This window comes from Mesorhizobium sp. M0106, assembly GCF_040322715.1.
Lineage (GTDB): Bacteria > Pseudomonadota > Alphaproteobacteria > Rhizobiales > Rhizobiaceae > Mesorhizobium.
On record NZ_JAMYUA010000048.1, the window covers coordinates 16,235 to 42,336 of the forward strand.

The 26,102-nt window shown below is 60.6% G+C and carries 27 protein-coding genes and 1 pseudogene; 21 read left to right on the forward strand and 7 right to left on the reverse strand.

Annotation, left to right across the window (positions count from 1 at the left end; genetic code table 11):
* Positions 1 to 52 precede the first annotated feature (52 nt).
* From adh to NKJ55_RS30020, 3 genes are all read left to right on the forward strand, one after another.
* Positions 53 to 1,570 carry an aldehyde dehydrogenase gene (gene adh, locus NKJ55_RS30010; RefSeq protein ID WP_352453032.1) on the forward strand — a complete coding sequence of 506 codons (1,518 nt, stop codon included), beginning with the start codon at positions 53 to 55 and terminating at the stop codon, positions 1,568 to 1,570.
* 68 nt (positions 1,571 to 1,638) lie between these two features.
* On the forward strand, positions 1,639 to 1,971 hold the full coding sequence (locus NKJ55_RS30015; protein ID WP_352453054.1) for a DUF779 domain-containing protein: 333 nt from the start codon (positions 1,639 to 1,641) through the stop codon (positions 1,969 to 1,971).
* Positions 1,972 to 2,415, forward strand: coding sequence for a potassium channel family protein (locus tag NKJ55_RS30020; protein WP_352453033.1), 444 nt, complete (start codon positions 1,972 to 1,974; stop codon positions 2,413 to 2,415). It begins immediately after the preceding gene.
* A 62-nt stretch (positions 2,416 to 2,477) separates the two neighbouring features.
* Here NKJ55_RS30020 and hemN read toward each other — a convergent pair whose 3' ends face one another.
* A complete protein-coding gene (gene hemN, locus NKJ55_RS30025; protein WP_352453034.1) occupies positions 2,478 to 3,827 on the reverse strand; it encodes an oxygen-independent coproporphyrinogen III oxidase in 1,350 nt (449 codons plus the stop codon).
* A 155-nt stretch (positions 3,828 to 3,982) separates the two neighbouring features.
* Here hemN and NKJ55_RS30030 point away from each other — a divergent pair, with 155 nt between their 5' ends.
* Positions 3,983 to 4,711, forward strand: a complete 729-nt coding sequence (locus tag NKJ55_RS30030) for a Crp/Fnr family transcriptional regulator (protein WP_352453035.1) — start codon at positions 3,983 to 3,985, stop codon at positions 4,709 to 4,711.
* Here NKJ55_RS30030 and NKJ55_RS30035 read toward each other — a convergent pair.
* The gene (locus tag NKJ55_RS30035) at positions 4,708 to 5,124 is read right to left on the reverse strand and encodes a hemerythrin domain-containing protein (protein WP_352453055.1); all 417 of its coding nucleotides are present in this window, start codon (positions 5,122 to 5,124) and stop codon (positions 4,708 to 4,710) included. The genes NKJ55_RS30030 and NKJ55_RS30035 overlap by 4 nt on opposite strands.
* A gap of 252 nt (positions 5,125 to 5,376) precedes the next feature.
* On the opposite strand from NKJ55_RS30035, the gene ccoN reads away from it, so the two are divergent.
* From ccoN to NKJ55_RS30085, 10 genes are all read left to right on the forward strand, one after another.
* Entirely contained in the window at positions 5,377 to 6,987 is a 1,611-nt protein-coding gene (gene ccoN / locus NKJ55_RS30040; RefSeq protein ID WP_352453036.1) for a cytochrome-c oxidase, cbb3-type subunit I, read from the forward strand.
* A gap of 12 nt (positions 6,988 to 6,999) precedes the next feature.
* Entirely contained in the window at positions 7,000 to 7,731 is a 732-nt protein-coding gene (gene ccoO / locus NKJ55_RS30045) for a cytochrome-c oxidase, cbb3-type subunit II (protein ID WP_352453037.1), read from the forward strand.
* A 12-nt stretch (positions 7,732 to 7,743) separates the two neighbouring features.
* Positions 7,744 to 7,893, forward strand: a complete 150-nt coding sequence (locus NKJ55_RS30050; protein ID WP_352453038.1) for a cbb3-type cytochrome c oxidase subunit 3 — start codon at positions 7,744 to 7,746, stop codon at positions 7,891 to 7,893.
* A 2-nt stretch (positions 7,894 to 7,895) separates the two neighbouring features.
* Entirely contained in the window at positions 7,896 to 8,759 is an 864-nt protein-coding gene (gene ccoP, locus NKJ55_RS30055; RefSeq protein WP_352453039.1) for a cytochrome-c oxidase, cbb3-type subunit III, read from the forward strand.
* 217 nt (positions 8,760 to 8,976) lie between these two features.
* Positions 8,977 to 10,536 (forward strand): cytochrome c oxidase accessory protein CcoG, encoded by a 1,560-nt coding sequence (gene ccoG, locus NKJ55_RS30060; protein ID WP_352453040.1) that lies wholly within the window; start codon positions 8,977 to 8,979, stop codon positions 10,534 to 10,536.
* The gene (locus tag NKJ55_RS30065) at positions 10,533 to 11,030 is read left to right on the forward strand and encodes a FixH family protein (RefSeq protein ID WP_352453041.1); all 498 of its coding nucleotides are present in this window, start codon (positions 10,533 to 10,535) and stop codon (positions 11,028 to 11,030) included. Before ccoG ends, NKJ55_RS30065 begins: the two co-directional genes overlap by 4 nt.
* On the forward strand, positions 11,027 to 13,315 hold the full coding sequence (locus NKJ55_RS30070) for a cation-translocating P-type ATPase (protein WP_352453042.1): 2,289 nt from the start codon (positions 11,027 to 11,029) through the stop codon (positions 13,313 to 13,315). The genes NKJ55_RS30065 and NKJ55_RS30070 overlap by 4 nt, the downstream gene beginning before the upstream one ends.
* Entirely contained in the window at positions 13,312 to 13,467 is a 156-nt protein-coding gene (gene ccoS, locus NKJ55_RS30075) for a cbb3-type cytochrome oxidase assembly protein CcoS (RefSeq protein WP_023720408.1), read from the forward strand. Before NKJ55_RS30070 ends, ccoS begins: the two co-directional genes overlap by 4 nt.
* A gap of 185 nt (positions 13,468 to 13,652) precedes the next feature.
* A complete protein-coding gene (gene nirK, locus NKJ55_RS30080; RefSeq protein WP_352453043.1) occupies positions 13,653 to 14,759 on the forward strand; it encodes a copper-containing nitrite reductase in 1,107 nt (368 codons plus the stop codon).
* A 52-nt stretch (positions 14,760 to 14,811) separates the two neighbouring features.
* The gene (locus tag NKJ55_RS30085; protein WP_352453044.1) at positions 14,812 to 15,681 is read left to right on the forward strand and encodes an SUMF1/EgtB/PvdO family nonheme iron enzyme; all 870 of its coding nucleotides are present in this window, start codon (positions 14,812 to 14,814) and stop codon (positions 15,679 to 15,681) included.
* Positions 15,682 to 15,746: 65 nt separating this feature from the next.
* Here the strand turns inward: NKJ55_RS30085 and NKJ55_RS30090 are convergent, their stop codons facing one another.
* Positions 15,747 to 16,922 (reverse strand): NnrS family protein, encoded by a 1,176-nt coding sequence (locus tag NKJ55_RS30090; protein ID WP_352453045.1) that lies wholly within the window; start codon positions 16,920 to 16,922, stop codon positions 15,747 to 15,749.
* Positions 16,923 to 17,014: 92 nt separating this feature from the next.
* Positions 17,015 to 17,452, reverse strand: a complete 438-nt coding sequence (locus NKJ55_RS30095) for a pseudoazurin (protein WP_352453046.1) — start codon at positions 17,450 to 17,452, stop codon at positions 17,015 to 17,017.
* A 151-nt stretch (positions 17,453 to 17,603) separates the two neighbouring features.
* Here NKJ55_RS30095 and NKJ55_RS30100 point away from each other — a divergent pair, with 151 nt between their 5' ends.
* Positions 17,604 to 18,305 (forward strand): Crp/Fnr family transcriptional regulator, encoded by a 702-nt coding sequence (locus NKJ55_RS30100; RefSeq protein WP_352453047.1) that lies wholly within the window; start codon positions 17,604 to 17,606, stop codon positions 18,303 to 18,305.
* Between the two features lie 3 nt (positions 18,306 to 18,308).
* Here NKJ55_RS30100 and NKJ55_RS30105 read toward each other — a convergent pair whose 3' ends face one another.
* The 3 genes from NKJ55_RS30105 to NKJ55_RS30120 form a co-directional block, all read right to left on the reverse strand.
* Positions 18,309 to 18,524, reverse strand: a complete 216-nt coding sequence (locus NKJ55_RS30105; protein WP_352453048.1) for a DUF1858 domain-containing protein — start codon at positions 18,522 to 18,524, stop codon at positions 18,309 to 18,311.
* Between the two features lie 234 nt (positions 18,525 to 18,758).
* Positions 18,759 to 19,211 carry a group III truncated hemoglobin gene (locus NKJ55_RS30110; RefSeq protein WP_352453049.1) on the reverse strand — a complete coding sequence of 151 codons (453 nt, stop codon included), beginning with the start codon at positions 19,209 to 19,211 and terminating at the stop codon, positions 18,759 to 18,761.
* 340 nt (positions 19,212 to 19,551) lie between these two features.
* The gene (locus NKJ55_RS30120; RefSeq protein WP_352453050.1) at positions 19,552 to 19,821 is read right to left on the reverse strand and encodes a DUF6455 family protein; all 270 of its coding nucleotides are present in this window, start codon (positions 19,819 to 19,821) and stop codon (positions 19,552 to 19,554) included.
* A gap of 393 nt (positions 19,822 to 20,214) precedes the next feature.
* Here NKJ55_RS30120 and NKJ55_RS30125 point away from each other — a divergent pair, with 393 nt between their 5' ends.
* The 6 genes and pseudogenes from NKJ55_RS30125 (at position 20,215) to NKJ55_RS30150 (ending at position 25,770) form a co-directional block, all read left to right on the forward strand.
* Entirely contained in the window at positions 20,215 to 21,702 is a 1,488-nt protein-coding gene (locus NKJ55_RS30125) for a PAS domain S-box protein (RefSeq protein WP_352453056.1), read from the forward strand.
* Complete coding sequence (gene fixJ / locus NKJ55_RS30130; protein ID WP_352453051.1) at positions 21,692 to 22,306, forward strand: response regulator FixJ; 615 nt, start codon at positions 21,692 to 21,694, stop codon at positions 22,304 to 22,306. Before NKJ55_RS30125 ends, fixJ begins: the two co-directional genes overlap by 11 nt.
* Before the next feature lie 517 nt (positions 22,307 to 22,823).
* Positions 22,824 to 23,270, forward strand: a complete 447-nt coding sequence (locus tag NKJ55_RS30135) for a pyridoxamine 5'-phosphate oxidase family protein (RefSeq protein WP_352453057.1) — start codon at positions 22,824 to 22,826, stop codon at positions 23,268 to 23,270.
* Between the two features lie 168 nt (positions 23,271 to 23,438).
* Positions 23,439 to 23,888 (forward strand): thioredoxin TrxC, encoded by a 450-nt coding sequence (trxC, locus tag NKJ55_RS30140; RefSeq protein WP_352453052.1) that lies wholly within the window; start codon positions 23,439 to 23,441, stop codon positions 23,886 to 23,888.
* 3 nt (positions 23,889 to 23,891) lie between these two features.
* Positions 23,892 to 25,022: pseudogene (locus tag NKJ55_RS30145) on the forward strand (MgtC/SapB family protein); the annotation flags it as partial.
* A 154-nt stretch (positions 25,023 to 25,176) separates the two neighbouring features.
* A complete protein-coding gene (locus NKJ55_RS30150) occupies positions 25,177 to 25,770 on the forward strand; it encodes an NAD(P)H-dependent oxidoreductase (RefSeq protein WP_352453053.1) in 594 nt (197 codons plus the stop codon).
* The last annotated feature ends 332 nt before the right edge of the window (positions 25,771 to 26,102 follow it).

The window sequence follows — 26,102 nt, forward strand, 5'->3', positions numbered from 1 at the left end:
GTGTCTTCCCGAAGCGTCGCATTCCGCGGCGTCAGCCTTGGGAGGAAGACACATGAACAAGGTAGAATTCTCACGCCCGGTCAAGGCGCCCTTCGATAAGCGCTACGGCAATTTCATCGGTAGCAAATGGGCCGAGCCGCGTTCGGGCCGTTATTTCGAAAACTTCTCGCCGGTGAATGGTCAGTTGCTCTGCGAGGTGGCTCGCTCGGATGCCCAGGACATCGAGGCGGCTTTAGACGCTGCCCATGCCGCCAAGGACGCCTGGGGGCGCACGAGCGTGGCCGAGCGCTCACTCATCCTCAATCGCATCGCCGACCGCATGGAGGAAAACCTCGATCTCCTCGCATGTGCCGAAACCTGGGACAACGGCAAGCCGATCCGCGAAACGACCGCCGCCGACCTGCCTCTAGCCATCGACCATTTTCGCTATTTCGCCGGTGCCTTGCGTGGCCAGGAAGGCAGCCTTTCGCAGATCGACGACGATACCGTTGCCTATCATTTCCATGAGCCGCTCGGCGTGGTCGGCCAGATCATCCCCTGGAACTTTCCGCTGCTGATGGCCTGCTGGAAGCTTGCTCCCGCGCTTGCCGCCGGAAACTGCGTCGTGCTGAAGCCTGCCGAGCAGACGCCGGCTGCCATCTTGCTGTGGGCCGATCTTATCGGCGATCTGCTGCCGCCGGGTGTGCTCAACATCGTCAACGGCTTCGGCCTCGAAGCCGGCAAGCCGCTCGCGTCGTCGCCGCGCATTGCCAAAATCGCCTTTACCGGCGAGACCACGACGGGCCGGCTGATCATGCAATATGCCAGCCAGAACCTTATCCCCGTAACACTGGAATTGGGCGGCAAATCGCCAAACATCTTCTTCAAGGATGTTGTCGCCGAGGATGACGATTTCTTCGACAAGGCGATCGAAGGCTTCGTCATGTTTGCGCTAAACCAGGGCGAGGTCTGTACCTGCCCGAGCCGCGCGCTCATCCATGAATCGATCTACGATACGTTCATGGAACGCGCCCTCAAGCGCGTCGAGGCGATCGTGCAGGGCGATCCGCTCGACCCGGCAACGATGATCGGTGCCCAGGCATCATCCGAGCAGTTGGAGAAGATCCTGTCCTATATCGACATCGGCCGCCAGGAAGGCGCGGAGGTGCTGACCGGTGGCGCCCGCAACGTCCTGCCCGGCGATCTCGCCGGCGGCTACTACATGAAGCCTACGGTGTTCAAGGGCCACAACAAGATGCGCATCTTCCAGGAAGAGATCTTCGGACCGGTGGTCTCGGTCACGACCTTCAAGGACGACGACGAAGCGCTCAGCATAGCCAACGATACGCTCTACGGCCTCGGCGCCGGTATCTGGACACGCGACAGCAATCGCGCCTACCGGTTCGGCCGCGCGATCCAGGCGGGCCGCGTCTGGACCAACTGCTACCACGCCTATCCCGCGCATGCGGCCTTCGGCGGCTACAAGCAGTCCGGCATCGGCCGCGAGACGCACAAGATGATGCTCGACCACTACCAGCAGACCAAAAACATGCTGGTCAGCTACAGCCCGAAGAAGCTCGGCTTCTTCTGATCGCCGGTTTGACCCACAGGCGCGGCTCCGCGAGGGGCCGCGCCAAAGGCTGGAAATCGGAAAACATGATGCGAGCGAAGATTACCGCGACACCGGCAGCCCTTGAACTGTTCGCCGAGATCGTTGCCGAGCACGGTCCGGTGCTGTTTCATCAATCCGGCGGCTGCTGCGACGGCTCTTCGCCCATGTGCTACCCGCGTGCCGGCTTCATCGTCGGCGACCACGACGTGCTGCTCGGCCATATCGGCGACGCGCCGTTCTACATCGGAGCGTCGCAATTCGAGGCCTGGAAGCATACCGATCTCATCATCGACGTTGTGCCTGGTCGCGGCGGCATGTTCTCGCTCGACAACGGGCGCGAGAAGCGGTTCCTGACGCGGTCGACAATCTGTGCCGTATAGGTGAAACCTGCCGGTTTTGATTTCGAACAAGGAAGGCGCCGCCGCAATCTCTACCTTCCGAAGATGATCCTCAATCTGCTCATCGGCACCGTCGTCATAAGTTTGACGGTCTTGATCCATACCTTCGGTCTGATCGCCATCACGCACGCGATGGGACACCTGGTCGCCCGGTTTCGCATGCACGGACGCCGCAGCCGTATCGTCGCAATGATCAGCGTGGTGATGGGACTCTTTGCCGTCATGACCACGGAGGTCTGGCTCTGGGCGGGCCTGTACCGGTTGCTTGATATCTTCGCTGACTTCGAAACCGCGCTCTATTTTTCGACCATTACCTTTTCGACCGTCGGCTATGGCGACATCGTGCCCGCTCACGCGTGGCGTGTCCTGGCGGCGCTCGAAGGCGTCAACGGTTTCTGCTCATCGGCTGGTCGACCGCCTACCTGATTGCGGCAGGCACCCGCATCGGCCCGTTCAAGGCCGGCGAGCATTTCTGAACGGGCGATCGTTCAGACCGCTACGGAATGCCTGGCTGTACCGGTTTCGAAATATTTGTCGAACTTCGCTGCGGTGCTTCTGACAAAGGGCCGGCTTTCCGCCGGCACGACGAAGCGGTCACCATCAAGTTCAAGCAGCCGCGCAGGACCATGAAGAGCCGTGGAACTCGCCTTGAGGAGAAGTCTTTGGCCGGCTTCGCCAAAGCGCTCCACCAGCTCAATCGCCGAGAAGGCGAAGTCACACATCAATCGCTCGATGATCCAGCCGCGAACGCGGTCGTCTTCGGAAAGCGCAATGCCTCGGACCGCTGCCAGCCCTCCTTCTGCAACCATGCGTCCATATTCGGCGGTCGAAGGAATGTTCTGTGCATAGCCCTGGCGAAACTGGCTGATGGATGACGGGCCAAGGCCGATCAAGGTCTCGCAGCGATCCTCGGTATAGCCCTGGAAGTTCCGGTGCAGTGTTCCGGCGCGGGCGGCAAGCGCGAGGGCATCGCCCGGTTTGGCGAAATGGTCGAGCCCGATTGCTTCGTATCCCTGGTCCACGATCGCCCGCGCCGCAAGTCGCGATTGAGCAAACCGCTCTGCCGGACCCGGCAGCCATGCCTCGTCGATCATCGTCTGATGTTTCTTAAACCACGGCACATGGGCGTAGCCAAAAAGCGCTATCCGATCCGGTTCCAGGGTCAGTGCCTGCGCGACGGTGGAGGAGACGCTCTCCCTGGTCTGGTGTGGCAAGCCGTAGAGCAGGTCCAGATTGACCGATTCGACGCCGCGCGAACGAACGCCGTCGACTACCGCTTTGGTCTGCAAAAAGCTCTGCTCGCGGTTAATTGCCTTTTGCACCTTCGGGTCAAAATCCTGGACGCCGAGGCTCGCCCGGGTCATGCCGATTTCGGCGAGTGCGTCGAGGCGGGAATCGTCCATATCATTGGGTTCGATTTCGACGCTGATCTTGGCGCCAGGAAGAAAGGTGAAGCTGTTGCGAAGGACGATTGCCAGCGCCACCAGATCCTCCGGTTTGAGCATCGTTGGCGAACCGCCGCCGAAATGGACGGCACGCACGCGACCCTTGCCTGCGACAAGACCGGCGACGGTGGCGATCTCGGCATGCAGTGAGCGAAGATATGTGGTCACCGGTTCGTAGTGGCGTGTCTGCTTGGTATGGCAGGCACAGAACCAGCAAAGCTTGTCGCAGTACGGGATGTGCAGATAGAGCGATATCTCGTGGCCCTCGTCGAGCGCCTGCAGCCAGCCCCGACAAACGGCAGCATCGACGCTTGCATTGAAATGCGGCGCTGTCGGGTAGCTCGTATAGCGCGGCACGTTCTCACCAAGCCTGGCAACTAATTCTGGCCGCACGCCTCTATCCGCTCCACTTTGCATGGCCCGACTTTGACCACATTACTGGCCGGCAGCCTTGATTTCGGTCAAAGTCCGCTGTGGACAAACTGCCGCAAGAATTTTCCTGCCGCCGATGCTATCTTGCCGGCAGTTTGGGTCCTCGGACGATCATGATGACAGTGCGTCAGGATATTCACAGCACCGGCATTCCAGTGCTTTGCCGATCATGCGAAGCGCGCCACCATGGCGTCTGCGGCGCGCTCGATCCCGATCAACTGGTGGGCCTCGCCAAGACCTCATCGAAGCATACCGTTGAACCGGGCGCAGAACTGATTGGTGACACCGAGACCGTCGACCGTTATTCGAACGTGCTTTCCGGCGTGGTGAAGCTCACCAAGAGCCTGTCGGACGGACGCCAGCAGATTGTCGGCCTCCAGTTTGCCCCCGATTTTCTAGGCAGGCCCTTCAAGGTGGAGAGCGCGATCAACGCCGAAGCCGCAACCACCGTTTCCCTGTGTTCGTTTCCAAAAGCCGCCATCGAACGCATGATGAAGGAATCACCACAGCTCGAGCATCGTCTCTTCAAGCAGACGCTCAATGAACTAGACGAAGCACGAGACTGGATGGTGACGCTGGGGCGCAAGAGTGCTGCGGAAAAGGTGGCGAGCTTTCTCCTGATGATCGCCAGGAATATCGATCCTACGCTTGACCCGGCGGCCCAGTCGACAACCTTTGACCTGCCGCTGACGCGCGCCGACATCGCCGATTTTCTCGGCTTGACGATCGAGACGGTCAGCCGCCAACTGACCAGGCTGAGAACAGACAGCGTAATCCGGATCGACAACAACCGGCACATGACTGTGGAGAACATGAGCCGGCTGCAGCGACGCTCCGGCGCCTAACCGGCATCGACGACCCCGATCATCGGCAAGACGTGCTCGCGTTCGAAGGCGATATGCCGGCGCAAGCTTTCGAATAAGCCGCGCAGCATGAAGCCGACAGCCTCGGCATTGTCGACCTTCTCGCCATGGCCGATCGCCAGCAGGATTTCAGTCACCTCGCTGGCAAAGCATTCGTCCTCGATGTGTTCTGCGCGCAATCGACGAGTTGAAGCAAGTTTGGCATCGCTGCCAGTCAAAGCAGCCTCGTAGGCCGGAAAGATAACCGTCTCCTCGTATTGATGAATGTTGCGCAGCAGCGGAACGATCGCGTTGGCCACGCCAATACAGTTCAGGCGATCTGCGGCCGGCAACGTATCGGCGATCTTTTCCAAGGCGTCACAGAGCCGCAGCTTTTCCCCATGGGCACGTTTCATCACAGCGCCAGGGAGAAACTCTCGATCGAACCGTCCGACCGGCATGGAAATCTCGCGGCGGGCTTCAAACAGCGACGATTTCCGCTCGTTCTCCCCGTCCAATGAAAGCCTCCTGATCGTTTGCGAGTTCGAAGCTGCCCAATCCAAAAGCAAATGGCTTTGACATGGATCAAGGCAGCGACGACGCGACTGCTGAATTGGTGTCAAGCGGATCGGTGTCCGCGCATTCCAATCCGAGGTCGGGGACAGGTCATGAAGTTCGGCACGCAAATCTTCGCCTTGGGCCTGTTCACATTTGCGGCCCTTGTGGCAGCCGGGTTCGGTGTGGACGAGCCCTTCCGGCAGCATATGTGGGTGCTGTTTTTTGTGCTGCTCGGCTTTGTCGCCATCCTCATCCGCAACACGAATTTCGAACTGGCTGCTTCGATCGACCCGTCCGCCTACATGGATGGGCCAATCCGCTATGGCGCCATCGCCACCATGTTCTGGGGTGTCGTCGGTATGCTGGTCGGCGTCGTCATTGCGCTGCAGCTTGCCTACCCCGATCTCAACATTCAGCCCTGGTTTAACTTCGGCCGTTTACGGCCATTGCATACGTCCGGCGTCGTCTTCGCCTTCGGCGGCAATGCGCTGCTCTGCACGTCCCTGTATGTCGTCCAGCGCACCTGCCGCGCTCGGCTGTTCGGCGGCGATCTCGGTTGGTTCGTGTTTTGGGGCTACCAGCTCTTCATCGTCATGGCCGCGACCGGCTACCTGCTCGGCATCACCGAGAGCCGCGAATACGCCGAACCCGAATGGTATGTGGACATCTGGCTGACCATCGTCTGGGTCGCCTATCTCATCCTGTTCCTCGGCACGATCCTGAAGCGCAAGGAGCCGCATATTTACGTCGCCAACTGGTTTTACCTGTCCTTTATCGTCACCATCGCGATGCTGCATGTGGTCAACAACCTGTCGATACCGGCATCATTCCTGGGTTCCAAGAGCTACTCCGCCTTTTCCGGCGTCCAGGACGCCCTGACGCAATGGTGGTACGGCCACAACGCCGTCGGCTTTTTCCTCACCGCCGGCTTCCTCGGCATGATGTATTACTTCGTGCCCAAGCAGGCGAACCGGCCGGTCTATTCCTACCGCCTGTCGATCGTCCATTTTTGGGCGATCATTTTTCTATACATCTGGGCCGGCCCCCATCACCTGCACTACACCGCCCTGCCCGACTGGGCGCAGACACTCGGCATGGTGTTCTCGATCATGCTGTGGATGCCGTCATGGGGCGGCATGATCAACGGCCTGATGACGCTGTCGGGCGCCTGGGACAAGCTGCGCACCGATCCGATCATCCGCATGATGGTGATGGCCATCGCCTTCTACGGCATGTCGACCTTTGAAGGTCCGATGATGTCGATCAAGGCGGTCAATTCGCTATCGCACTATACCGACTGGACCATCGGGCACGTCCATTCGGGCGCACTCGGCTGGGTCGGCATGGTCTCGTTCGGCGCGATCTACTACATGGTGCCGAGGCTCTGGAATCGTCAACGTCTCTATTCGCTGCGGCTCGTCACCTGGCACTTCTGGCTGGCGACGCTCGGCATCGTAGTCTACGCCGCGGTGATGTGGGTGTCCGGCATCATGCAGGGCCTGATGTGGCGCGAATACGACGAGCAGGGCTTCCTGGTCTACTCCTTCGCCGAAACCGTGGCCGCCATGCACCCCTACTATGTCATGCGCGCCATCGGCGGGGCCATGTATCTCTCCGGCGCCCTGATCATGGCCTGGAACATCGCCATGACCATTCTCGGATACCAGCGCGAGGAGGAGCCGATGCCCGGCTCTGTTCCCGCCCTTCAGCCTGCCGAATAGGGAGCCAGAAAAATGAGCTTGATGGACAAACACGCGCTCATTGAGAAGAACGCCACGCTTCTTCTCATCGGCTCTCTTCTTGTGGTGACTGTCGGCGGCATCGTCGAGATCGCACCGCTCTTCTATCTCGACAACACGATCGAGAAGGTCGAGGGCATGCGCCCTTACTCGCCGCTCGAACTTGTCGGGCGCAACATCTATGTGCGCGAGGGTTGCTACCTCTGCCATAGCCAGATGATCAGACCGTTCCGCGACGAGGTCGAGCGCTATGGTCACTACAGTCTGGCGGCCGAGTCGATGTACGATCATCCTTTCCAATGGGGATCGAAGCGCACCGGACCGGACCTCGCCAGGGTTGGCGACCGCTATTCCAATCAATGGCATGTCGAGCACCTTACGGATCCGCGTTCGGTGGTGCCTGAATCAATCATGCCGAGCTATGCGTTCCTGAAAGACACGCCGATCGAGGTGAAGGATTTCTCGACGCATCTGGTCGCCAACAGCCGTGTCGGTGTCCCCTACGGCGACGACATGATCGCACACGCCAGCGCCGACTTGATGGCGCAGGCTGATCCCAACGCCGACACATCCGGCCTCGAGGCCCGCTACCCCAAAGCCAAGATCGGCGACTTCGACGGCAACCCGCAACGGGTCACCGAGATGGATGCCCTCGTCGCCTATCTGCAGATGCTCGGCACACTGGTCGACTTCAAGAACTACGACGAAGCCGCCGGCTATCGCTGAGGAGTTTTATTTATGGATTACAATCTGATGCGAGAGTTTGCCGACAGCTGGGGCCTGGTCGCCATGGCGCTTTTCTTTGTCGGCGCAATTGCCTTCGCCCTGCGCCCCGGCAGCCGCAAGCTGGCCGACGAAGCTGCCCGGATTCCCCTTAAGGACGAGTGATCATGAGCGACGAGCACATCGATGAAATCTCTGGCGTTTCGACCACCGGCCACGAATGGGATGGCATTCAGGAGCTGAACAACCCGCTTCCGCGCTGGTGGGTCGTAACCTTCTACGCCACCATTATCTGGGCAATCGGATACACCATCGCCTATCCGGCATGGCCTTTGCTGCATTCGGCAACAACGGGCGTGCTCGGCTATTCGAGCCGCAACGAAGTCAAGAACGAGCTATCGGCGGCTGAAGCGGCGAAGGGCAAATATGTCGCGGCGATAGAATCGAAGAGTGTTTCGGAGATCGCGGCGGACGATGGTTTGCGCGAATTCGCGATCGCCGCTGGCGGCGCCGCGTTCAAGGTCAATTGCGTGCAATGTCATGGCTCCGGCGCCCAGGGCTCTAAGGGCTTCCCCAACCTCAATGACGATGACTGGCTGTGGGGCGGCAAGGCGGATCAGATCCAGCAGACGGTCACGCATGGTATCCGCTTCGCATCCGATCCGGATACGCGACTTTCGGAAATGCCAGCCTTTGGCGACATTATCACTGCCGACCAGATCAAACAGGTCAGCGCCTATATTGCCGGCCTGTCCCAAGCCGTCAGCGACGAATCTTTGGTGGCGCCCGGTGCCAAGGTTTTTGCGGAAAACTGCGTTGCTTGTCACGGCGACAACGCAAAGGGCAACAAGGAGCTCGGCGCTCCTGATCTGACCGATGCCATCTGGCTCTACGGATCGGGCGAAACGGCCATTGCCGCCCAGGTCACAGCGCCGAAACAAGGCGTGATGCCGGCCTGGGGCGCGCGCCTGGGCGAAACCAGGGTCAAGGAATTGGCGGTCTACGTGCATTCGCTAGGCGGTGGAGAATAGGAACGGGGGCCTATTCTCCGGCCCTCACCGCCGAAGCGACGAGGTCCGGCTCTGCCGGGCCTCGATTTGTTTTCCATGGGCCAGGCGATTGACCTGCATCAACGCGGCGCAATCCAGTCGGCAGCAAAATCCGCTCGACGCTGTATTTCGCTGACCTGCCTGCATCCAGTCAGGACATTTGCCCGGCGAAATCAAAGCTGCGCGACGGGAGAAACCAGTGCTGGACAATACGCAGGTAGAACGGCTCGAAGCCGAGGCGGTCAACTCCGCCAAAGTGCGACAGCCGATGTATGCCGCGCGCAAGAAGATCTTCCCGAAGCGGGCCTCGGGCAGCTTTCGCCGGTTCAAATGGCTGGTGATGGCGATCACGCTCGGCATCTACTATCTGACGCCGTGGCTGCGGTGGGATCGTGGCCCGTTTGCCCCTGACCAGGCAGTGCTGCTCGATCTCGCCAACCGGCGTTTCTACTTCTTCTTCATCGAGATCTGGCCGCAGGAATTCTACTATGTGGCCGGCCTTCTGGTCATGGCCGGCGTCGGTCTTTTCCTCGTTACGTCGACTGTCGGTCGTGCCTGGTGCGGCTATACGTGTCCGCAGACCGTGTGGGTCGATCTGTTCCTGGTCGTCGAGCGAGCTATCGAGGGCGACCGCAACGCACGCATGAAGCTCGATGCCGGGCCTTGGACCGCCCGCAAGCTCGCGCTGAGAATATCGAAACACGCCATCTGGCTGATCATAGGTGCAGCGACCGGCGGCGCCTGGATCTTCTATTTCGCCGATGCGCCGACCTTGCTCGTCGAACTCTTCACCGGCACGGCAGCGCCTGTCGCCTACATCACCGTCGCTGTGCTCACAGCGACGACCTATACGTTCGGCGGGCTGATGCGCGAGCAGGTCTGCACCTATATGTGCCCATGGCCGCGCATCCAGGCGGCCATGCTCGACGAAAGTTCGCTCACCGTCACGTACAATGACTGGCGCGGCGAACTGCGCACGCGTCACACCAAGAAGGTCCAGGCCGCTGGACAGTCAGTCGGCGATTGCGTCGACTGTAACGCCTGCGTGGCTGTCTGCCCGATGGGGATCGACATTCGCGATGGCCAGCAGCTCGAATGCATCACCTGCGCGCTCTGCATCGACGCCTGCGACGGGGTCATGGACAAGCTCGGCAAGGAGCGCGGCTTGATCTCCTACGCGACACTCTCCGACTACAATGCCAACATGATGCTGGCGACCGCGGGCGGCGCCTGTTCGGTCGATCCGTCATTGGTCAGGACGGATGACGGCCTGTTTTCGGACAGGGTGGCGCATTTCCATGTCCGCAAGATCTTTCGGCCACGCACCTATGTCTACATGGCCATGTGGTCGCTGATCGGCCTGGGTCTGCTCTTTTCGCTGCTGACGCGTGACCGGCTCGAAATCAATGTTTTGCACGACCGCAATCCACAATTCGTAACGCTGTCCGACGGCTCGATCCGCAACGGCTATGCCGTCAAGCTGCTGAACATGATCCCCGAACCAAGAACGATCGTCGTCAGCATTGCGGGTTTGCCAGGCGCAGAGATGAGCATCGTTGGTGTCGACCTCCCCGCCGATCGCTCTTTTGCGATCCAGGTCGAACCCGACCGGCTGAAGATGTTGAAGGTTTTCGTGCGCCTGCCTGCTGATCAGGTCCATGGCGAAGCGCAGACCTTCACATTCCGGGTCGAGGACAAAGCGAGTTTCGAGTCGAACGAATACACCGCCACATTCAACGCGCCGGAGATCGCCAGATGAACGCCACCACGCGAAAGTCCCGCGAATTCACCGGCAGGCACATGTTGGCCATCATCCTTGCTTTTTTCGGCGTGGTCATCGCGGTCAATCTGACCATGGCGACGCTTGCCAAGACGAGTTGGACCGGCCTTGTCGTCGAAAACACCTATGTGGCGAGCCAGCAATTCAACAGGAAGGCCGAGGAAGGGCGCGCGCAGGCAGCCCTCGGCTGGACCGGCAAGCTGACCATCTCATGGGGCGAAGTCCGCTATGGCCTCACCGACGCCGCCGGCAAGTCGGTTCCCTTGCATGGCGTGAAGGTGCTGTTTCGCCATCCCGCTTACGAGAAAGAAGATGAGTCCATCACGCTCGCCGCCGCCTCGGGCCAGGAGTTTGCCGTGCAGCACATGCCAAGGGACGGTGTGTGGATCGTCGAAATCGACGCCGATGCCGGCCTGGCAAGGCCTTTCCGCGACGTGCGCAGGATCATGATTTCCCACGGAGCGCTGCAATGAGCTGTTGTGCACCAGCCGCTGAAATGGCGCTGGATCTGGGCAACGCTACATCCGTCCGGCCTTCCAGCGAAGAGATCAAGCTGGCGAGCCTGTCGCTTGGCGATGGCCTTAGCCAGACCGATCTTTCAGTTCCGACGGTTCATTGCGCAGCCTGCATCCAGACAATCGAGACGGCGTTGGCAAAACTCGATCACGTCGAGGCCGCTCGCGTCAACCTGTCAACGAAGCGGGTCTCGGTCCGGTGGCGCGGGGACGAGGCCCCACCATTCGTCGCCATGCTGGGGCGGCTGGGTTACCAGGCGCATTTGTTCGAACCAGAGATTGGTGAAAAGGACAAAACGCTCTCGGAGCTTATCCGCGCCGTCGCTGTTGCCGGATTTGCGGCGGGCAACATCATGCTGCTGTCGGTTTCGGTCTGGTCCGGTGCCGAGGGCGCGACCCGCGACCTGTTCCACTGGGTCTCGGCACTGATCGCCATCCCCGCACTCGCCTTCGCCGGCGGCATCTTCTTCAAGTCGGCCTGGAATGCCTTGCGTCACGGCCGCATGAACATGGACGTGCCGATCGCGGTCGGCGTGTCGCTGGCCTATGCGATGAGCCTTTATGAGACGATCACCCATGGCGACCACGCCTATTTCGACGCGTCGGTGTCTCTGCTGTTCTTCCTGTTGATCGGCCGCACGCTGGATCACATGATGCGCGAACGCGCCCGCACCGCGGTGAAAGGCCTGTCACAACTGGCCGCGCGTGGCGCCATGGTGCTGCGCGACGATGGCGCACGCGACTATCTGCCGGTTGGCGAGATCGAACCGGGCATGCTGTTGCTGATCGCGGCCGGCGAAAGGATCCCCGTCGACGGCAAGATCACGCGTGGGACATCGGACGTCGACTGCTCGCTGGTTTCGGGCGAGAGCACGCCCAGAAGCGTGGCGCCAAATGACGCCATCCAGGCCGGCGTGCTCAACCTTACCGGCCCGCTGACCATCGAGGCGACAGCTGCCGCGAAGGATTCGTTCCTGGCGGAAATGGTTCGGCTGATGGAAGCCGCCGAGGGCGGTCGCGCACATTACCGCCGCATGGCCGATCGCGTTTCAGCACTCTATGCTCCAGTTGTTCATCTCACCGCCTTCGTGACATTCCTTGGCTGGATGGCGGCAACCGGCGACTGGCATCGGGCGATAACCATCGCCATTGCCGTTTTGATCATCACATGCCCGTGCGCGCTCGGGCTCGCCGTGCCGATCGTCCAGGTGGTCGCCGCGCGGCGGCTGTTCGAGAACGGCATCATGGTCAAGGATGGTTCGGCCATGGAGCGCCTGGCAACGATTGATGCAGCGGTGTTCGACAAGACCGGCACGCTCACGCTCGGCCAGCCCCGTCTCGTCAATGCGGCCTCGATCGATCCGGGCATGCTGGCCATCGCGGCCGACATGGCCGCGCATTCGCGTCATCCCTTTTCAAAGGCCATAGCCGGTCTTGCCGCTGCCGGCGGGCAGCACAAATTCGATGCCGTCACCGAGCATCCGGGGTTCGGGATCGAGGCAACTGACGTCGGAAGTATCTGGCGGCTGGGCAGACGCGGATGGGCTGGATGGAAGGCCCGCACCGGCGGCGAAGGCAAACATGGCTATGGCGGGACGGTCCTGACGAAAGACGGGATCGTTGTCGCGACCTTCAATTTCGAGGATGCGTTGCGTGCCGACGCCATGGCGGCGATCGAGCGATTGAACGATGCCGGGATGTCGGTTCAGATGCTGTCGGGCGATAGCGCGAGCGCCTGCGGCGAAATCTCGAAAATGCTGGGTATCGGCGATTTCGTTCCGTGCCTGCTGCCGTCCGGCAAGGTCGAATGCATCGAAACCCTGGCGAAAGAGGGACACCGGGTTCTGATGGTTGGCGACGGCTTGAACGACACGCCTGCGCTGAGCGCGGCGCATGTTTCGTTCGCGCCGGCCACGGCCGCCGACATTGGCCGCAATGCGGCGGATTTCGTATTCCTGCGCGAAAGCCTTCTGGCAGTGCCTCTCGCACTGGACGTCTCGCGCAAGGCGGGAAGCCTGATCCGCCAGAACATCGCGATCGCAATCGTCTACAATGCTGTTGCCGTGCCGATCGCCATACTGGGACATGTCACGCCTCTTATCGCAGCGATCGCCATGTCCGCTTCGTCGCTGCTTGTGATAGGAAATGCGCTGCGCCTGCAAAGTTCCACGCCAAATTCGCCGGCGAAAAATGTTCGGCGCGACAGACGTTTCGACATCAACACATTGGCCCGATCCTCATGACAACCCTTGCCTACCTCATACCTGTGGCCCTCTTCCTTGGTGCGCTTGGACTGGGGAGCTTCCTGTGGGCTTTGAGGAGTGGCCAGTACGAAGATCTCGACGGCGCCGCCGAGCGGATCCTTATCGAGCGGGAAGACAAGCCCGGCCGCTAGCCAAATGCTGATGCAATAACCGAGCCACGACCTTCTCCACCTCGATCATGCCGCGCAAGATCGCTGTGTCCGAGGTTCTTGCCTGCCAAGACTGAACTCCAGCAATTTGCGCCAGCGCAAAGAAACGCCGCGTCACGTCAGATAGCTTCTACTCATCTGCAATGGTTGAGAGATAGGAGACTGACATGATCACGCGACGCGAAGCCCTCTTCGGAGCAGCGATTGGCGCTGCCGCCGCGGCGGCGCTGCCCGCATTTTCGGCAACGGTGACAAAGGCAGACCTTCGCGGGCTCCCTCGCGAAAAGATCAAGCTCGTCGCACCGCCGTTCGTGCATCCGCACGATCAGGTCGCCAAGGGCGGACCAAAAATCGTCGAGTTCACCATGACGATCGAGGAAAAGCCTGTCGTAATCGATGCCGACGGCACGACGCTCAACGCGATGACCTACAATGGTTCGATCCCTGGCCCGCTGATGGTCGTACATCAGGACGACTATCTCGAGCTGACGCTCATCAACCCCGACACCAACTCACTCGCCCACAACATCGACTTCCACGCTGCGACCGGCGCTCTGGGCGGCGGCGGTCTCACGCTGATCAATCCCGGCGAACAGGTGACCTTGCGCTTCAAGGTGACGCGAACGGGAACGTTCGTCTATCACTGCGCGCCTGGGGGCGCGATGATCCCTTGGCATGTCGTCTCCGGCATGAGCGGCGCAATCATGGTCCTGCCGCGCGATGGGCTCAGGAACGACAAGGGCGAGCCGGTCAAATACGACAAAATCTTCTACATCGGCGAGAACGACTTCTATATTCCGCGCGACGAGAAGGGCAATTTCAAGAGCTACGAATCGGCCGGTGACGGTTACGACGACATCGTCAAGGTCATGCGCGGGCTGATCCCGACGCATGTCGTGTTCAACGGCAAGGTCGGATCCCTGACGGGCGACAACGCCATGAAGGCGAAAGTCGGCGAGACCGTGTTGATCGTCCATTCGCAGGCCAACCGCGATACGAGGCCGCATCTGATCGGCGGGCACGGAGACTATGTCTGGGAACAGGGCAAGTTCGCCAACCCGCCGGCCAAGGACCTGGAAACCTGGTTCATCCGCGGCGGTTCGGCGGGCTCGGCGCTCTACACGTTCCTGCAACCGGGCATCTACGCCTACGTCAATCACAATCTGATTGAGGCTGTGGAACTCGGAGCGACCGCTCACTTCATGGTCGAGGGCGAGTGGGATGACGACCTGATGACGCAGGTAGAGGCGCCTAAACCCATCGTCACCAACTGACGGCACTCCAATTTGCCCGGGCAGCGACGCTGTCCGGGCATGGACGAAAGCCATGCCTCCTTTCATCTTGAAGGTTCTCCCGGTCGCCCTGGCCGCCGCTGCTGTTCCGGTGGGGCTCTCGATACGGGCGGTCTTCGGGGATAGACAACACCATCCCATCGCCATGACGGTCACCTTGCCCCCTGGTTCGATCACCTATCCGACTCCGGGCGAGTTCCTGAAAGAGGGACGCCCGCAAGGCAATCCCCGCCTCGAGCGGCAACTCAACAGACCTCTCGAGATGATGGCCTATCAGGTCAGCGCGGCCGACTACGCGAACTGTGTGTCGGCTGGAAGCTGTCAGCCGGCACAGGAGACGCACGCGATCCCGAGCAATGCTCCGGTGACAGGGGTGAGTTATCTCGATGCCAATGCCTACGCCCGGTGGTATTCGGAAGTGACCGGCGGCCAATGGCGGCTGCCATCCGATGAAGAATGGGCCTTTGCCGCCGCGGAGCGGTTCGCCGGCGAATTTGAGGGGGTCGAAAACGACGCCAGCAACCCCGCCAGACGTTGGCTCACCAGCTACAAGGCCGAGGTGGACCTTAATCGCAAACCGGACCCGTTGCCCAAGAGCCGTGGCTCTTTTGGGTTCAATTCCCTGGGCCTCGCCGACTTTTCCGGCAATGTCTGGGAGTGGACTTCGACCTGCTATGTCCGCACCACGTTGGCTGCGGATGGAAGCGGTGTTGCGAGTTCGGTCGACAATTGCGGCGTCCACGTCCTTGAAGGGCTTCACAGAGCCTACATGTCGAACTTCGTCAGTGACGGGAAAAGCGGAGGCTGTGCCGTTGGCACGCCTCCCGACAATCTGGGATTCAGATTGGTCCGGGACCATTCGGGATGGGCAAGCCGGATCCTTGGCTGGCTTGGCATCGTCTGAAAAACAGGAATAGCGGGCCACGTCTTCTCGACCGTCGCGAGCCCGCCCGTCGCCCTTCCCTCGCCTCACCGTGCCTTGGGTGTCGTCAACGCGGTTCCGTGGATCAGGAGGAAGCCGGCGAATGCCGCCATCCATGCGGCGCCGGCCATATCGATCACCGCGTCTGAGGGGACGAAGGCGGCCAGGATTCTCAATGATCCCGCGAGAAGGAGGACTACGAAGATGAACGAGGTGCTTTTCCCGGCCTTGAGCTCCCGCCCTGTGTGCCCGAGCGTTGCGCGGGTCATCACGGCAAGCGTCATTGAGCCGACCGCACCAGTGCCGAGCGCGTGAAGTCCTGCCGCCGCCGGGACGGCATCCGGGAAGAAGATCGACGCCGAGACTAGGGCGAGACCGATGGGCACGAAAGCATAGGCAAGATGGAGGATGAGCACGAGCGGATCCCGCAACGTGCGTTCACCAGCCCAGCGCGACAGACGCCACGCCTGACAGATTGCGGCGACGGCCATGAGCATTCCTGAGACACTGTTGCCGGGGGCGAACGTCCACGCTCCCAGCGCGATGGCTGAGATGGCTAGCGATGCGATGTCGAAACGATCGAACGGCACAGGCAGCCTGCCAGGATTTTTGCGTACGAGCCAGTTGCGCGTGAAGCTCGGAATGATGCGCCCGCCGATCAGCGAGATGAGCATGATCGCCGCGGCCATCCCGAGCCTGCGGCTGACGTCGGATGTGCCTTGAAGGTGCGCCTCGATGTGGAACGCGCTGTTGGCGCAAGCCAGGACGGCAAGCGGCAGCAGTACTTTCAGATTGCGCCAGTTCCGTCCCGAGACGATTTCGCGTGCCGCCGCCGTGGCGACCGCAAGCAGAAAAGAACCGTCGATCACAGCGGCTGCTTCCCAACCGATATCCGCCGAGAAGAAGACAGCGATACGGCCCGCTAGCCACAAGACAACCAGCGCCAGCAGCGGCAGGCCTTGCACAGGCAGCCGGCCGGTCCAATTCGGGATCGCGGTCAACAGGAACCCGGTAACGATCGCAGGCAGATAACCAAACAGCATCTCGTGGACATGCCAGTCGACGGGAACGAATGCACTGTGGGCATTGAATTCGCCCGCATAAATCGGCAGCCAAAGCAGAATCGAGAGTCCGGCATAAAGCGATCCGAGGAAGAAGAAGGGCCTGAACCCGTAGGAAAGAAACGCGGGCCCGGCGTATGCCCGAAGGCGTGGAATCCCCATGACTATATCCTCAAATGAAAAGGGCCGGATGACCGCCGCCCTCGGTTCGTCCGGCCCGCGCCCGCCCCCTTTGTGGCAGGCAGGCATGCTGGTCAGTTGGCCGGGACCTGGGTAAACAGGTCGGCAAACACCGTCTTTGCCTTCCCCGCATGTTTGACCGTCTTGGCTGTGTCGAGGTTGACCGGCTTGCCGACAACGATCAGCGCGACCATGCCCATGCCGTAGTGAGGCGCGCATTTGACGCCGTACACACCTTCCTGGGTCAGTGTGACGGTGATCTCCTCGTTGGGCTTCCCCTTGAAAGGTTCGGCGCCATCCGGGATCATACCCTTGATCGACTCCGCATCGTGGCCCTTGTCGATCGGCACGAACTTGACGGTGTCGCCGGGTGCCGCCTTGACGAAGGCCGGCTGGAAAACCATGGCGCCTTTTTCGCCCTTGTTGAGCATTTGCACCACATGCTCTTCCGCGCTTGCGCCGCCGGCGAGCGCGAGGAGGGAGATTGCGGCAGCGAGGATGGAGAGTTTCATCGATTTGTCCTTTGTTTCGTCTTCGCGGCATTGCGCCGTTCCATGCCATTTAGCTTGATGCGGCCGGGGACAATTTGCGCTGGCGCAAACTCGGGATAAGAAAGGTCTCCCGCACGACTGATGCGGAACCGTAGGGCTGTGAGGGATCCGCTTGGCTGCGTTGGATCGATCGGTGATTTCTGGACTGCCCCTCTTCCAGGGGCTTACGCCCGACGAGCAGAGCGAGATCGTACAAAATGCGCGGTCGTCTCGTTATGCCAAGGACACGGCGATCTTCGAGCAGGAAGCCGAGGCCCATTCGTTTTTCGTGCTGATCGCCGGGCACATACGCGTTGTCCGCACCACGCCTGACGGGCAGCAGGTCATCGCCAGATACATCAGTGAAGGCGAAATTTTTGGCGTCGCCGCAGCACTAGGGCGAACGACCTACCCCGCCAGTGCGGTCGCCGCGGTGGACTGCGTGGTGCTGGCCTGGCCCAACGCTCTCTGGCCGGACCTGGCGCGACGGTTCCCCGTGTTTGGGGCAACCACCTACAGGACGGTTGGAACCAGGCTGCAGGAGACCCAGACGCGGGTGGTGGAGATGTCCACGGCACAGGTGGAGCAGCGGGTTGCCCATGCGCTGCTGCGACTGGCGAACCAGACCGGCCGAAAGACCGACAGCGGTATCGAAATCGACTTCCCGATTTCGAGGCAGGACATTGCCGAAATGACAGGAACGACGCTGCACACCGTAAGCCGTCTGCTCAGCAAGTGGGAAGACCACGGAATAATTGTCAGCGGGCGCCAGAAAGTCACCGTGAAGGATGCTCATCGCCTTGTGGTTCTCGCCGAGAACCGGGACAAGGGCTGACCTTCAGCTTTCGCGCCGAACAGCCGATTCCAGGTCCAAAATGAAGCAGGTCTGGTTGATCCGATGCTCGCGGCATGCTTCGGCCACGGTATGGAAACTGCCGATCGGGCAGCCCACGCAAAGCATCCTGTAGTTCACCACCACGGCCACCGTTGCCGGCCATTTTCTCATGATCTCGTCAACGACCATATCAGAGTTGATCGAACTGCGCTGCTTCACGATGAAGTCTCCGCGATATGCGAGGTCTCGTCATAAATCGCGCGCGGGCTGCCTTCGTTGCGCTTTCGCAACTTTGATGAGCGTCTGCCAGGAAAACTAGACGAACGTCATGACCACGATTGCACCGACGACGATCAGAACAAGCCCGCCGATCAGCATAGGGAGCAGTGTGTTGTTCAGGTCGACGCCGGACGAATTGCTTGGCCATCGGTGTGTCGTTTTTGTTTGAGTCAGTCATGCTTGTCTCCACGGACAGGCAGACGCGCATCGCGCGGCGTTGCGGCTGATTGTGGGTTTACCCACGCTAATTGGGATGCGCAGCGCGCGATCCATGAACAGCGCCGCAACCTCGGGTGGCCAAATGCCGTGCACGGTTGCGCGAAACAGCTTTAGCCAACGCCGGAAATGCGCCACTCCAAGGCCGGAGATCGCCAGGTGTGGCGGTAATGGACGGCCTTCATAACGGGACGACCGGAGCAGCGTAGCGGACCAGAAGTCGCACATCTTAGCCAGATGACGCGGCCACACCTCAGGCTGGATAGCGTCATGAAAGATGGGGCCGAGAAGGTCGTCGCGGCGAATCTTGTCATAGAAGCCGTGAACCACAAGACGGATCATGGCCTCGTCAAGCACGTATGGCAACGGAGTACCAACGATCGTTCTCTTGCTCCGAGCCTTCGCAGTCATGTGCACGTCCTTGCTTTTCGAGGGCCCAAAGACCTCAAGGTGATACCCGCCCTCAAACAGGCCCGCGACGCGCCGAGTGAAGTCGCGTCTACGATGGGATCGATGCATTTGCTTTCAAAGGAGGCCTTTGTCGGCATAGATCGGATCGCATCTGAAAGCCGGCGCCTCGCAGTGTCATTAGCGGCGCGCCTCTGCGGGGCATCGCTGCAGGTCCCTGTCATGGCAGCCTTGATAACAAGCGGGCAGCCCGTGGGGCCAGTCGGCTGTTTACATGAAAGTGGAGTTGCAGGCATTCGCGGCGGCCTTGGTGACGCGAACTGCGGTCTGCCTGCGTAACGCTCTATCGGTGGCCGGCTGCGTGCTGCAGCCGTGCGATCAGGTCGCGGTTGCGGCAATAGTCTGGCGGATCATCAGCTTGCTGGTGTTCATCAAGCCAAGTCGAGCATTCATCCTGGTGCCCGCAGGAGCGACACCGGTCCACCGCCCGATTGGTTACGCCAACATGGTCCGGAACGACCTTCAATTGTTTGTCGACGCCGAGCTTCTGCATCATGCGGCCCATCAAGGCGGTCCTGGCGTCAACTGAAATCAGGTACTCGAGAAAACTCATGTCGTTTTACTCCCGTTTCCCGGCAGATCATCGCCATGTCGGCGACAGCTGCATTGATCTCGGTCAACAGGCCACTCCCTCTCGTGGCGACTGGGGCTGGCGTGAATGCCGCAAGGTGACAACTTTGAAGTTCCTATGTGACCGGCGGTTATACGACATAAGGGTGCAGCCGGCAGGCCGATGGGGTGAGCTCCGAAAGGTCCAGCAGGCTCGACCGCGACTATTTGGCTTCATGGGTTTTCCGTGTGCAGAACGAGCAATGGATGGTAACAAGACTGCGTTGCGGGTTCCCCGATCATAGGACTTGATTTGGACGACAAACAACCACGTAACTTGTCGACTGGTGTTCGCGCCGAAGGGCGGGGCACGGCCGAACACGACCGGCTCTCCCAGATGTTTGAGCAGGCCCCTGGTTTCATCACGTTGATGCGTGAGCCGGGCCACGTCTTCGAGCTGACCAACGCCGCCTATCAACGCCTGATTGGCCAGAGGCAAGTGATAGGAAAGTCGGTACGCGAAGCCCTTCCCGAGCTCCCAGGCCAGGGTTTCTACGAACTGCTGGACCAGGTGTACGAAACGGGCGAGCCCTACAGAGGTCAGGGCGTAAAGGTCGCTCTTCGCAACAAGGATGACGAGCCGGTCGAAGAGCGCATCCTCGATTTCGTCTATCAGCCCATCAAAGCCGACGATGGTCGCATCACGGCCATTTTTGTCCAAGGCACCGACGTCAGCGAGCTCTCCTTTGCGAACGCGGCACTTCGTTTGCGTGAAGATCATTTGCGCTCGATCCTGGCGACGGTGCCCGACGCAATGGTCGTCATCGACGAACAGGGCAGTATTCAATCCTTCAGCACGGCTGCCGAAACGCTGTTCGGTTACCAGTCGAGCGAAGTCATCGGTCAGAACGTCAATCTGCTGATGCCGTCACCCTACCGCGAAGAGCATGATGCTTATCTGCACCGGTATCTATCAACCGGTGAGCGCCGGATCATCGGGCTCGGCCGCACCGTCACTGGAATGCGCAAGGATGGCTCAACTTTTCCGATGGAACTTTCTGTCGGTGAAATGCATCCTGGAACCGGCCGCTTCTTTACCGGCTTCTGCCGCGACTTGACGGAGCGCCACAGAGCAGAGGCAAGGATACAGGAGCAGCAGCAGGAGCTTCTCCATATGGCGCGGTTTACCGCGCTAGGCGAAATGGCTTCGACACTTGCCCACGAAATCAACCAGCCCCTCACGGCAATCACGAACTACCTGAAAGGCAGTCGCCGACTTCTCGAAAGAAGCACGGAAGAGAATGCGCCGATGCTGAGGGAAGCCGTCGAAAAGGCAGCGGAACAGGCATTGAGGGCCGGAGACGTCATTCGCCACCTGCGGGATTTCGTCGCAAGAGGCGAGAGTGAGCGTCAAGTCGAACGCCTGCCGGCGATTATCGAGGAAGCCTCGTCACTGGCACTGGTCGGCTCAAGAGAAATAGACGTGCGTGTCAGCTATAAGCTCGATCCGGCCGCCGAACTGGTCTTGACGGACCGCATCCAGATTCAGCAGGTCCTGCTGAACCTGATGCGCAATGCGATAGAAGCCATGCAAGGCGTACCACGCCGTGAGTTGCAAATCATAACCGTGGCCCGTGATGACGGCATGGCTGAGGTAAGCGTGATCGACACAGGCACTGGTCTCGCGCCGGAAGTCTCCGCCCAGCTTTTCCAGCCATTTGTCACCACTAAAAAGCAGGGCATGGGCGTCGGCCTCTCTATTTGCCGTACGATCGTTGAGTCGCACGGCGGTCACATCTGGGCCGAGGCAATGCCGTCCGGAGGAACCGCCTTCCGGTTCACCTTGCGCATCGTGGAAAAGGAAGAGGTCGCCAGTGGCCGATAGCCATCTTGTGCATGTGGTCGATGACGACGTCGACGTTCGCAAATCGCTTGGTTTTCTGTTGGCGACGGCTGACTTCGCTGTGCGCCTGTACGAATCGGCGACAGCTTTTCTGGCTACGGCCACGAGCAGTCTTGACGGCTGCATCGTGACCGATGTGCGCATGCCCGGCATTGACGGCATCGAGTTCCTGCGGCAGCTCCGGACCCGCGGGCATACTATTCCGGTCATTGTCATGACAGGCCATGCCGACGTGGCGCTCGCTGTTCAGGCGATGAAGGAAGGTGCCGCCGATTTCATCGAAAAGCCGTTTGACGACGAGGTGCTGATCGAGGCGATCCGCTCCGCTTTGGACAATCGCAACCAGGCGGATGCTACACACCCACAAAGCGTGGAAATCCGCGGTCGTCTGGCGGCCCTGTCCGAGCGAGAACGACAGGTGCTGGACGGTCTTGTGTCCGGCCTGCCAAACAAGACGATTGCTTACGATCTTGGCATCAGCCCGCGCACGGTCGAGATCCATCGCGCCAATGTCATGAGCAAAATGGCCGCGAGCAGCCTGTCGCATCTCGTGCGCATGGCATTGGTCGTGGAATCCAAACGTTAAGGCGAGTCACCATGAGACTTGTGGTTGTTTGCCGGGATCCTATCCGGCATCCAGTCGCGCCAGTGGGTCGGGTGGATGTCAACGCGTGAGCGGGTGGCGGCGTTCTTCCAGCCTTCCCGCTCCTTTATGCAAGGGAAAACAAGGGTATGTTCGCCGTCCTCGTCGAGGACGGCCAGTTCGAGCTCACGACCGAACGGAGCGCTTGAGATTGGCTTCCACATCATCCCCTATGATGCGTGGAAGCGGCAGGGCCCCGCCTTGATCTGGATCATTTTTCAGAAATCGCCCACTCCCGCATCGACACTGACAGCGTGGCGTGGCCGCCATGCGAATGACGAGACCGGCCAGACATGGTCGTTGGGTCGCCGTGGGATGACCGACTCCTTGATCGTGATCAATCACCTCCCTGGCAGCAGGCGCTATGATCGAGATTCAAACGAGATCCGTGATGCCGGATAGCAGAGTCGATGAAGCACGGCGACACCCTTGCAGTCACGAAACACAGGAGATCGCGTTGATGTTGATCCGTACGCTTTCCGCCTTGGAATGTACGAAATTGCTAACGGCCAATCGAGTCGGCCGCTTGGCATGCGCGAAGGACGGGCAGCCTTATGTCGTCCCGCTGCACTATGCCCACCCGGACAATCACCTTTATGCATTTTCCATGTTGGGCAAGAAGATCGACTGGATGCGGGCCAACCCGCTGGTGTCCGTCCAGGTCGACGAACGCGGCCAAGGGCGGGGATGGAGAAGCGTGGTTGTCGACGGCCGCTATGAAGAACTGCCTGACCATATCGGCTGCAAGGTTCAGCGCGACTATGCATGGTCAGTGTTGAGCAGGCACGCCAACTGGTGGGAGCCAGGTGCCCTCAAGCCAGTGAGGCCTGCCGTTTCGGACAGCACTCCGCACGTCTTTTTCAGGATCCTCATCGAGCAGGTGTCGGGCCGGGAAGCAAGCGAGTGAACCGTTCCGCCCGCTTGGGTTTTGCAAAGCAGGGGCCGCCAGCAGACTGAGCTGTCCCAGCCGTTTTCACCTTAAGGTCCCCGTCGTGGCCAAAAGCATTGGACATGCGAGGCACTTGGCGACGGCGATCTCCCACGCACATAAAGAGGATACCAATGGTGAATGGTTATGGCTCAGCAGAATCTGGTGGTTTGCAGCAAATGCGGTGGGGTCAACCGCCTGCCGCCGGCCCGCAGTGCCAAGAATGCGAAATGCGGAAAGTGCGGGAACAGGCTGTTCTCAGGTCACCCTGAAGACGTCAACGGTCGGATTTTCGATGACCACATCACGCGCAGCAGTATCCCCGCTGTCGTCGATATCTGGGCCCCATGGTGTGGCCCGTGCAAGATGATGGCGCCGGCATATGAGACGGCAGCGAACGAATTGGAGCCGGATGTTTGCCTGATCAAGCTAAATTCCGACAATGAGCAGGCCGTTTCAGCCAGGCTCGGCATTCGCAGCATCCCGACCATGATCCTGTTCCATGGCGGGCGGGAGGTCGCGCGCACATCCGGCGCAATGACGGCCGGGCAGATCGTCAGGTGGGTTCGCGACCACCTGCCGATGGCCACGGCCTGAAAGCAGCGCGGCTGGCGGGAACGGGACGCGCCTGATCGCAGCCGGACGGCCGGAATTCGAACTTTCGGCATATCCGGTCTGCTCGGCGGTATTCTCGCAGCTCTGGCCGATGCGCTCGACGCAGTTTCCGTGCTAGTCGGCGGCTTCGTCGCCTTTGCGGCAATCTTCGCCTGGTACAAGGCGCGTGAGGCCGCCCATGACGAGGACTTCAGCGTTACTGCGGTGATCGTGTTCGCGCTCGGTGCGCTTTCGGTCGCCGTTGACTACCGCGTCGCCGCAGCCGGGGGGCGGCATTGGCGGCGGTCCTTGCCAGTCGCGAGATCCTGCACGGCCTCTTGATCGGCTGACCTGGGTCGAGCTTCGTTCTGCGCTGATCCTGGCCGTGATGACCGCGATCGTTTTGCCATTGCTGCCAAACCGGACGATGGACCCGTGGGTTGGCTTCAACCCGTGGGAAGTCTGGTTCCTCACGGTGCTGATGGCGTCGATATCGTTCGCTGGCTATGTCGCCGTTCGCGTTCTGGGAACCACGCGCGGGCTGCTCGTCAGCTCGCTCGCCGGCGCCATCGTCTCTTCCACCGCCGTGACCATGGCACTCGCTGGCGGCAATGGTTTCGGTGCTGCGCGTTTGCGCCGTGGTGCTGATCGTCGAGCCAAGCGTTTTGGTCGTGATGGGCATTCCGGCGATTGCCGCGGCGCTCTCCTTCGCGGCTCTCGGAGCATTGCTGCTGACTCGAGACAGCGGGGATCACGAAGGCGGCGCGATCGCGCGCAATCCGTTGGAACTAGGGCCGTTGCTGCTCTTCGCCCTGCTCTTTGCGATTGTCGCGACCGCGAGCGCTGCATTGGCTGCTCAATTCGGCGGACGCGGCTTGCTGGCGAGTTCGGCGCTTGCGGGCACATTCGATGTCGATGTCTCGGTGCTCAATGCTTTGCGCCTGGTCAAGCATTCGGTCCCTGTCGAGACCGGTGGGCAGGCGGTGCTCGCGGCACTGGCAGCAAACGCGATCGGCCGCCTGTCGCTGGCAGTATTTGCCGGTCCGATGAGGTTTCTGGTTGCCGCTGGCAGGTGCAACCCTGATCGCCGCAATAGCCGGTTACGGTGCGGTGTTGCTGCCACTGACCTTCCGATAGCGCCGAGAACCGGCCTCTTTTGATGCCGATCAAGGGCCAAGCCGTACAGCCGCTCTATGAACTCCGCGAAGGAGTGCGCCATGATCAGCTTGAAGGATCTTACCCCGAAATTCCGACACGTCCGGTTGCTGCCAAGACGCCTCAGAGGTAACTCATGCCGCGACGACGCATCTTGATTGTTGTCGGCCATCCTGACCCGTCCCCGGACCGGCTCTGCCGTGGTCTCGCCAAGGCCTATGCCGAAGGCGCGGAACAGGCGGGGCATGTCGTCCGCCGGATCGATCTCGCGGCGCTCGATTTTCCCATGCTTCGGACGATGCAGGAGTTCGAGCACGGCGCGATCCCCGACAGCCTGAAGGACGCCGCCGAAGCGATCGTCTGGGCGGAGCACATGGTGTTTGTGTTTCCGCTGTGGCTCGGAACCATGCCGGCCATGCTTAAGGCGTTTCTGGAACAGGTTATTCGGCCGGGAACGGCGTTTGCCTATCCGGACAAAGGCGGAGGCTTCACCAAGACGCTGCTTCGCGGCCGCTCCTCTCGCGTCGTGGTGACCATGGGCATGCCTTCCGTTCTTTACCGGCTCTGGTTCCTCGGCCACGGCATTGCCGGCATGCGGCGCAGCATCCTTCATTTTGTCGGCATCAGTCCGGTACGCGAGACGTTGTTCGGCATGGTCGCGGGTGCCAGGGATTCGACACGGGCGAAGTGGATCGAACAAATGCGCAAGCTCGGTGGCTTGGCGCTTTAGCCACGATCAATCAGGTAAGATAAGGTCGGCCGTGGTTGTCCAGCCACCGAATATTTGATCGCTCAAGCCGCGCGACTCCACCGGGCTTTGTCCGGCGCGACAGCTCTAAGTAGTTTTTCATGGGGAAAGCCGAGTTTCGCGACCCGCGGATTTTCGTGCGGTTGTTGTGCCACGGATCAATCGGGAAACAGCCATGCGCGCCTGCGCCGACTGGTGAGAGCCGGTGCCGCCAGGCGACTGAGCTATCCTAGTGGATTGAATCCAACGTCTGGTGCCCTCGGCTTGCGGCTGCGATGATTTTGTCGGGGTCGGCTTTCCAGCGGAAGGGTTTG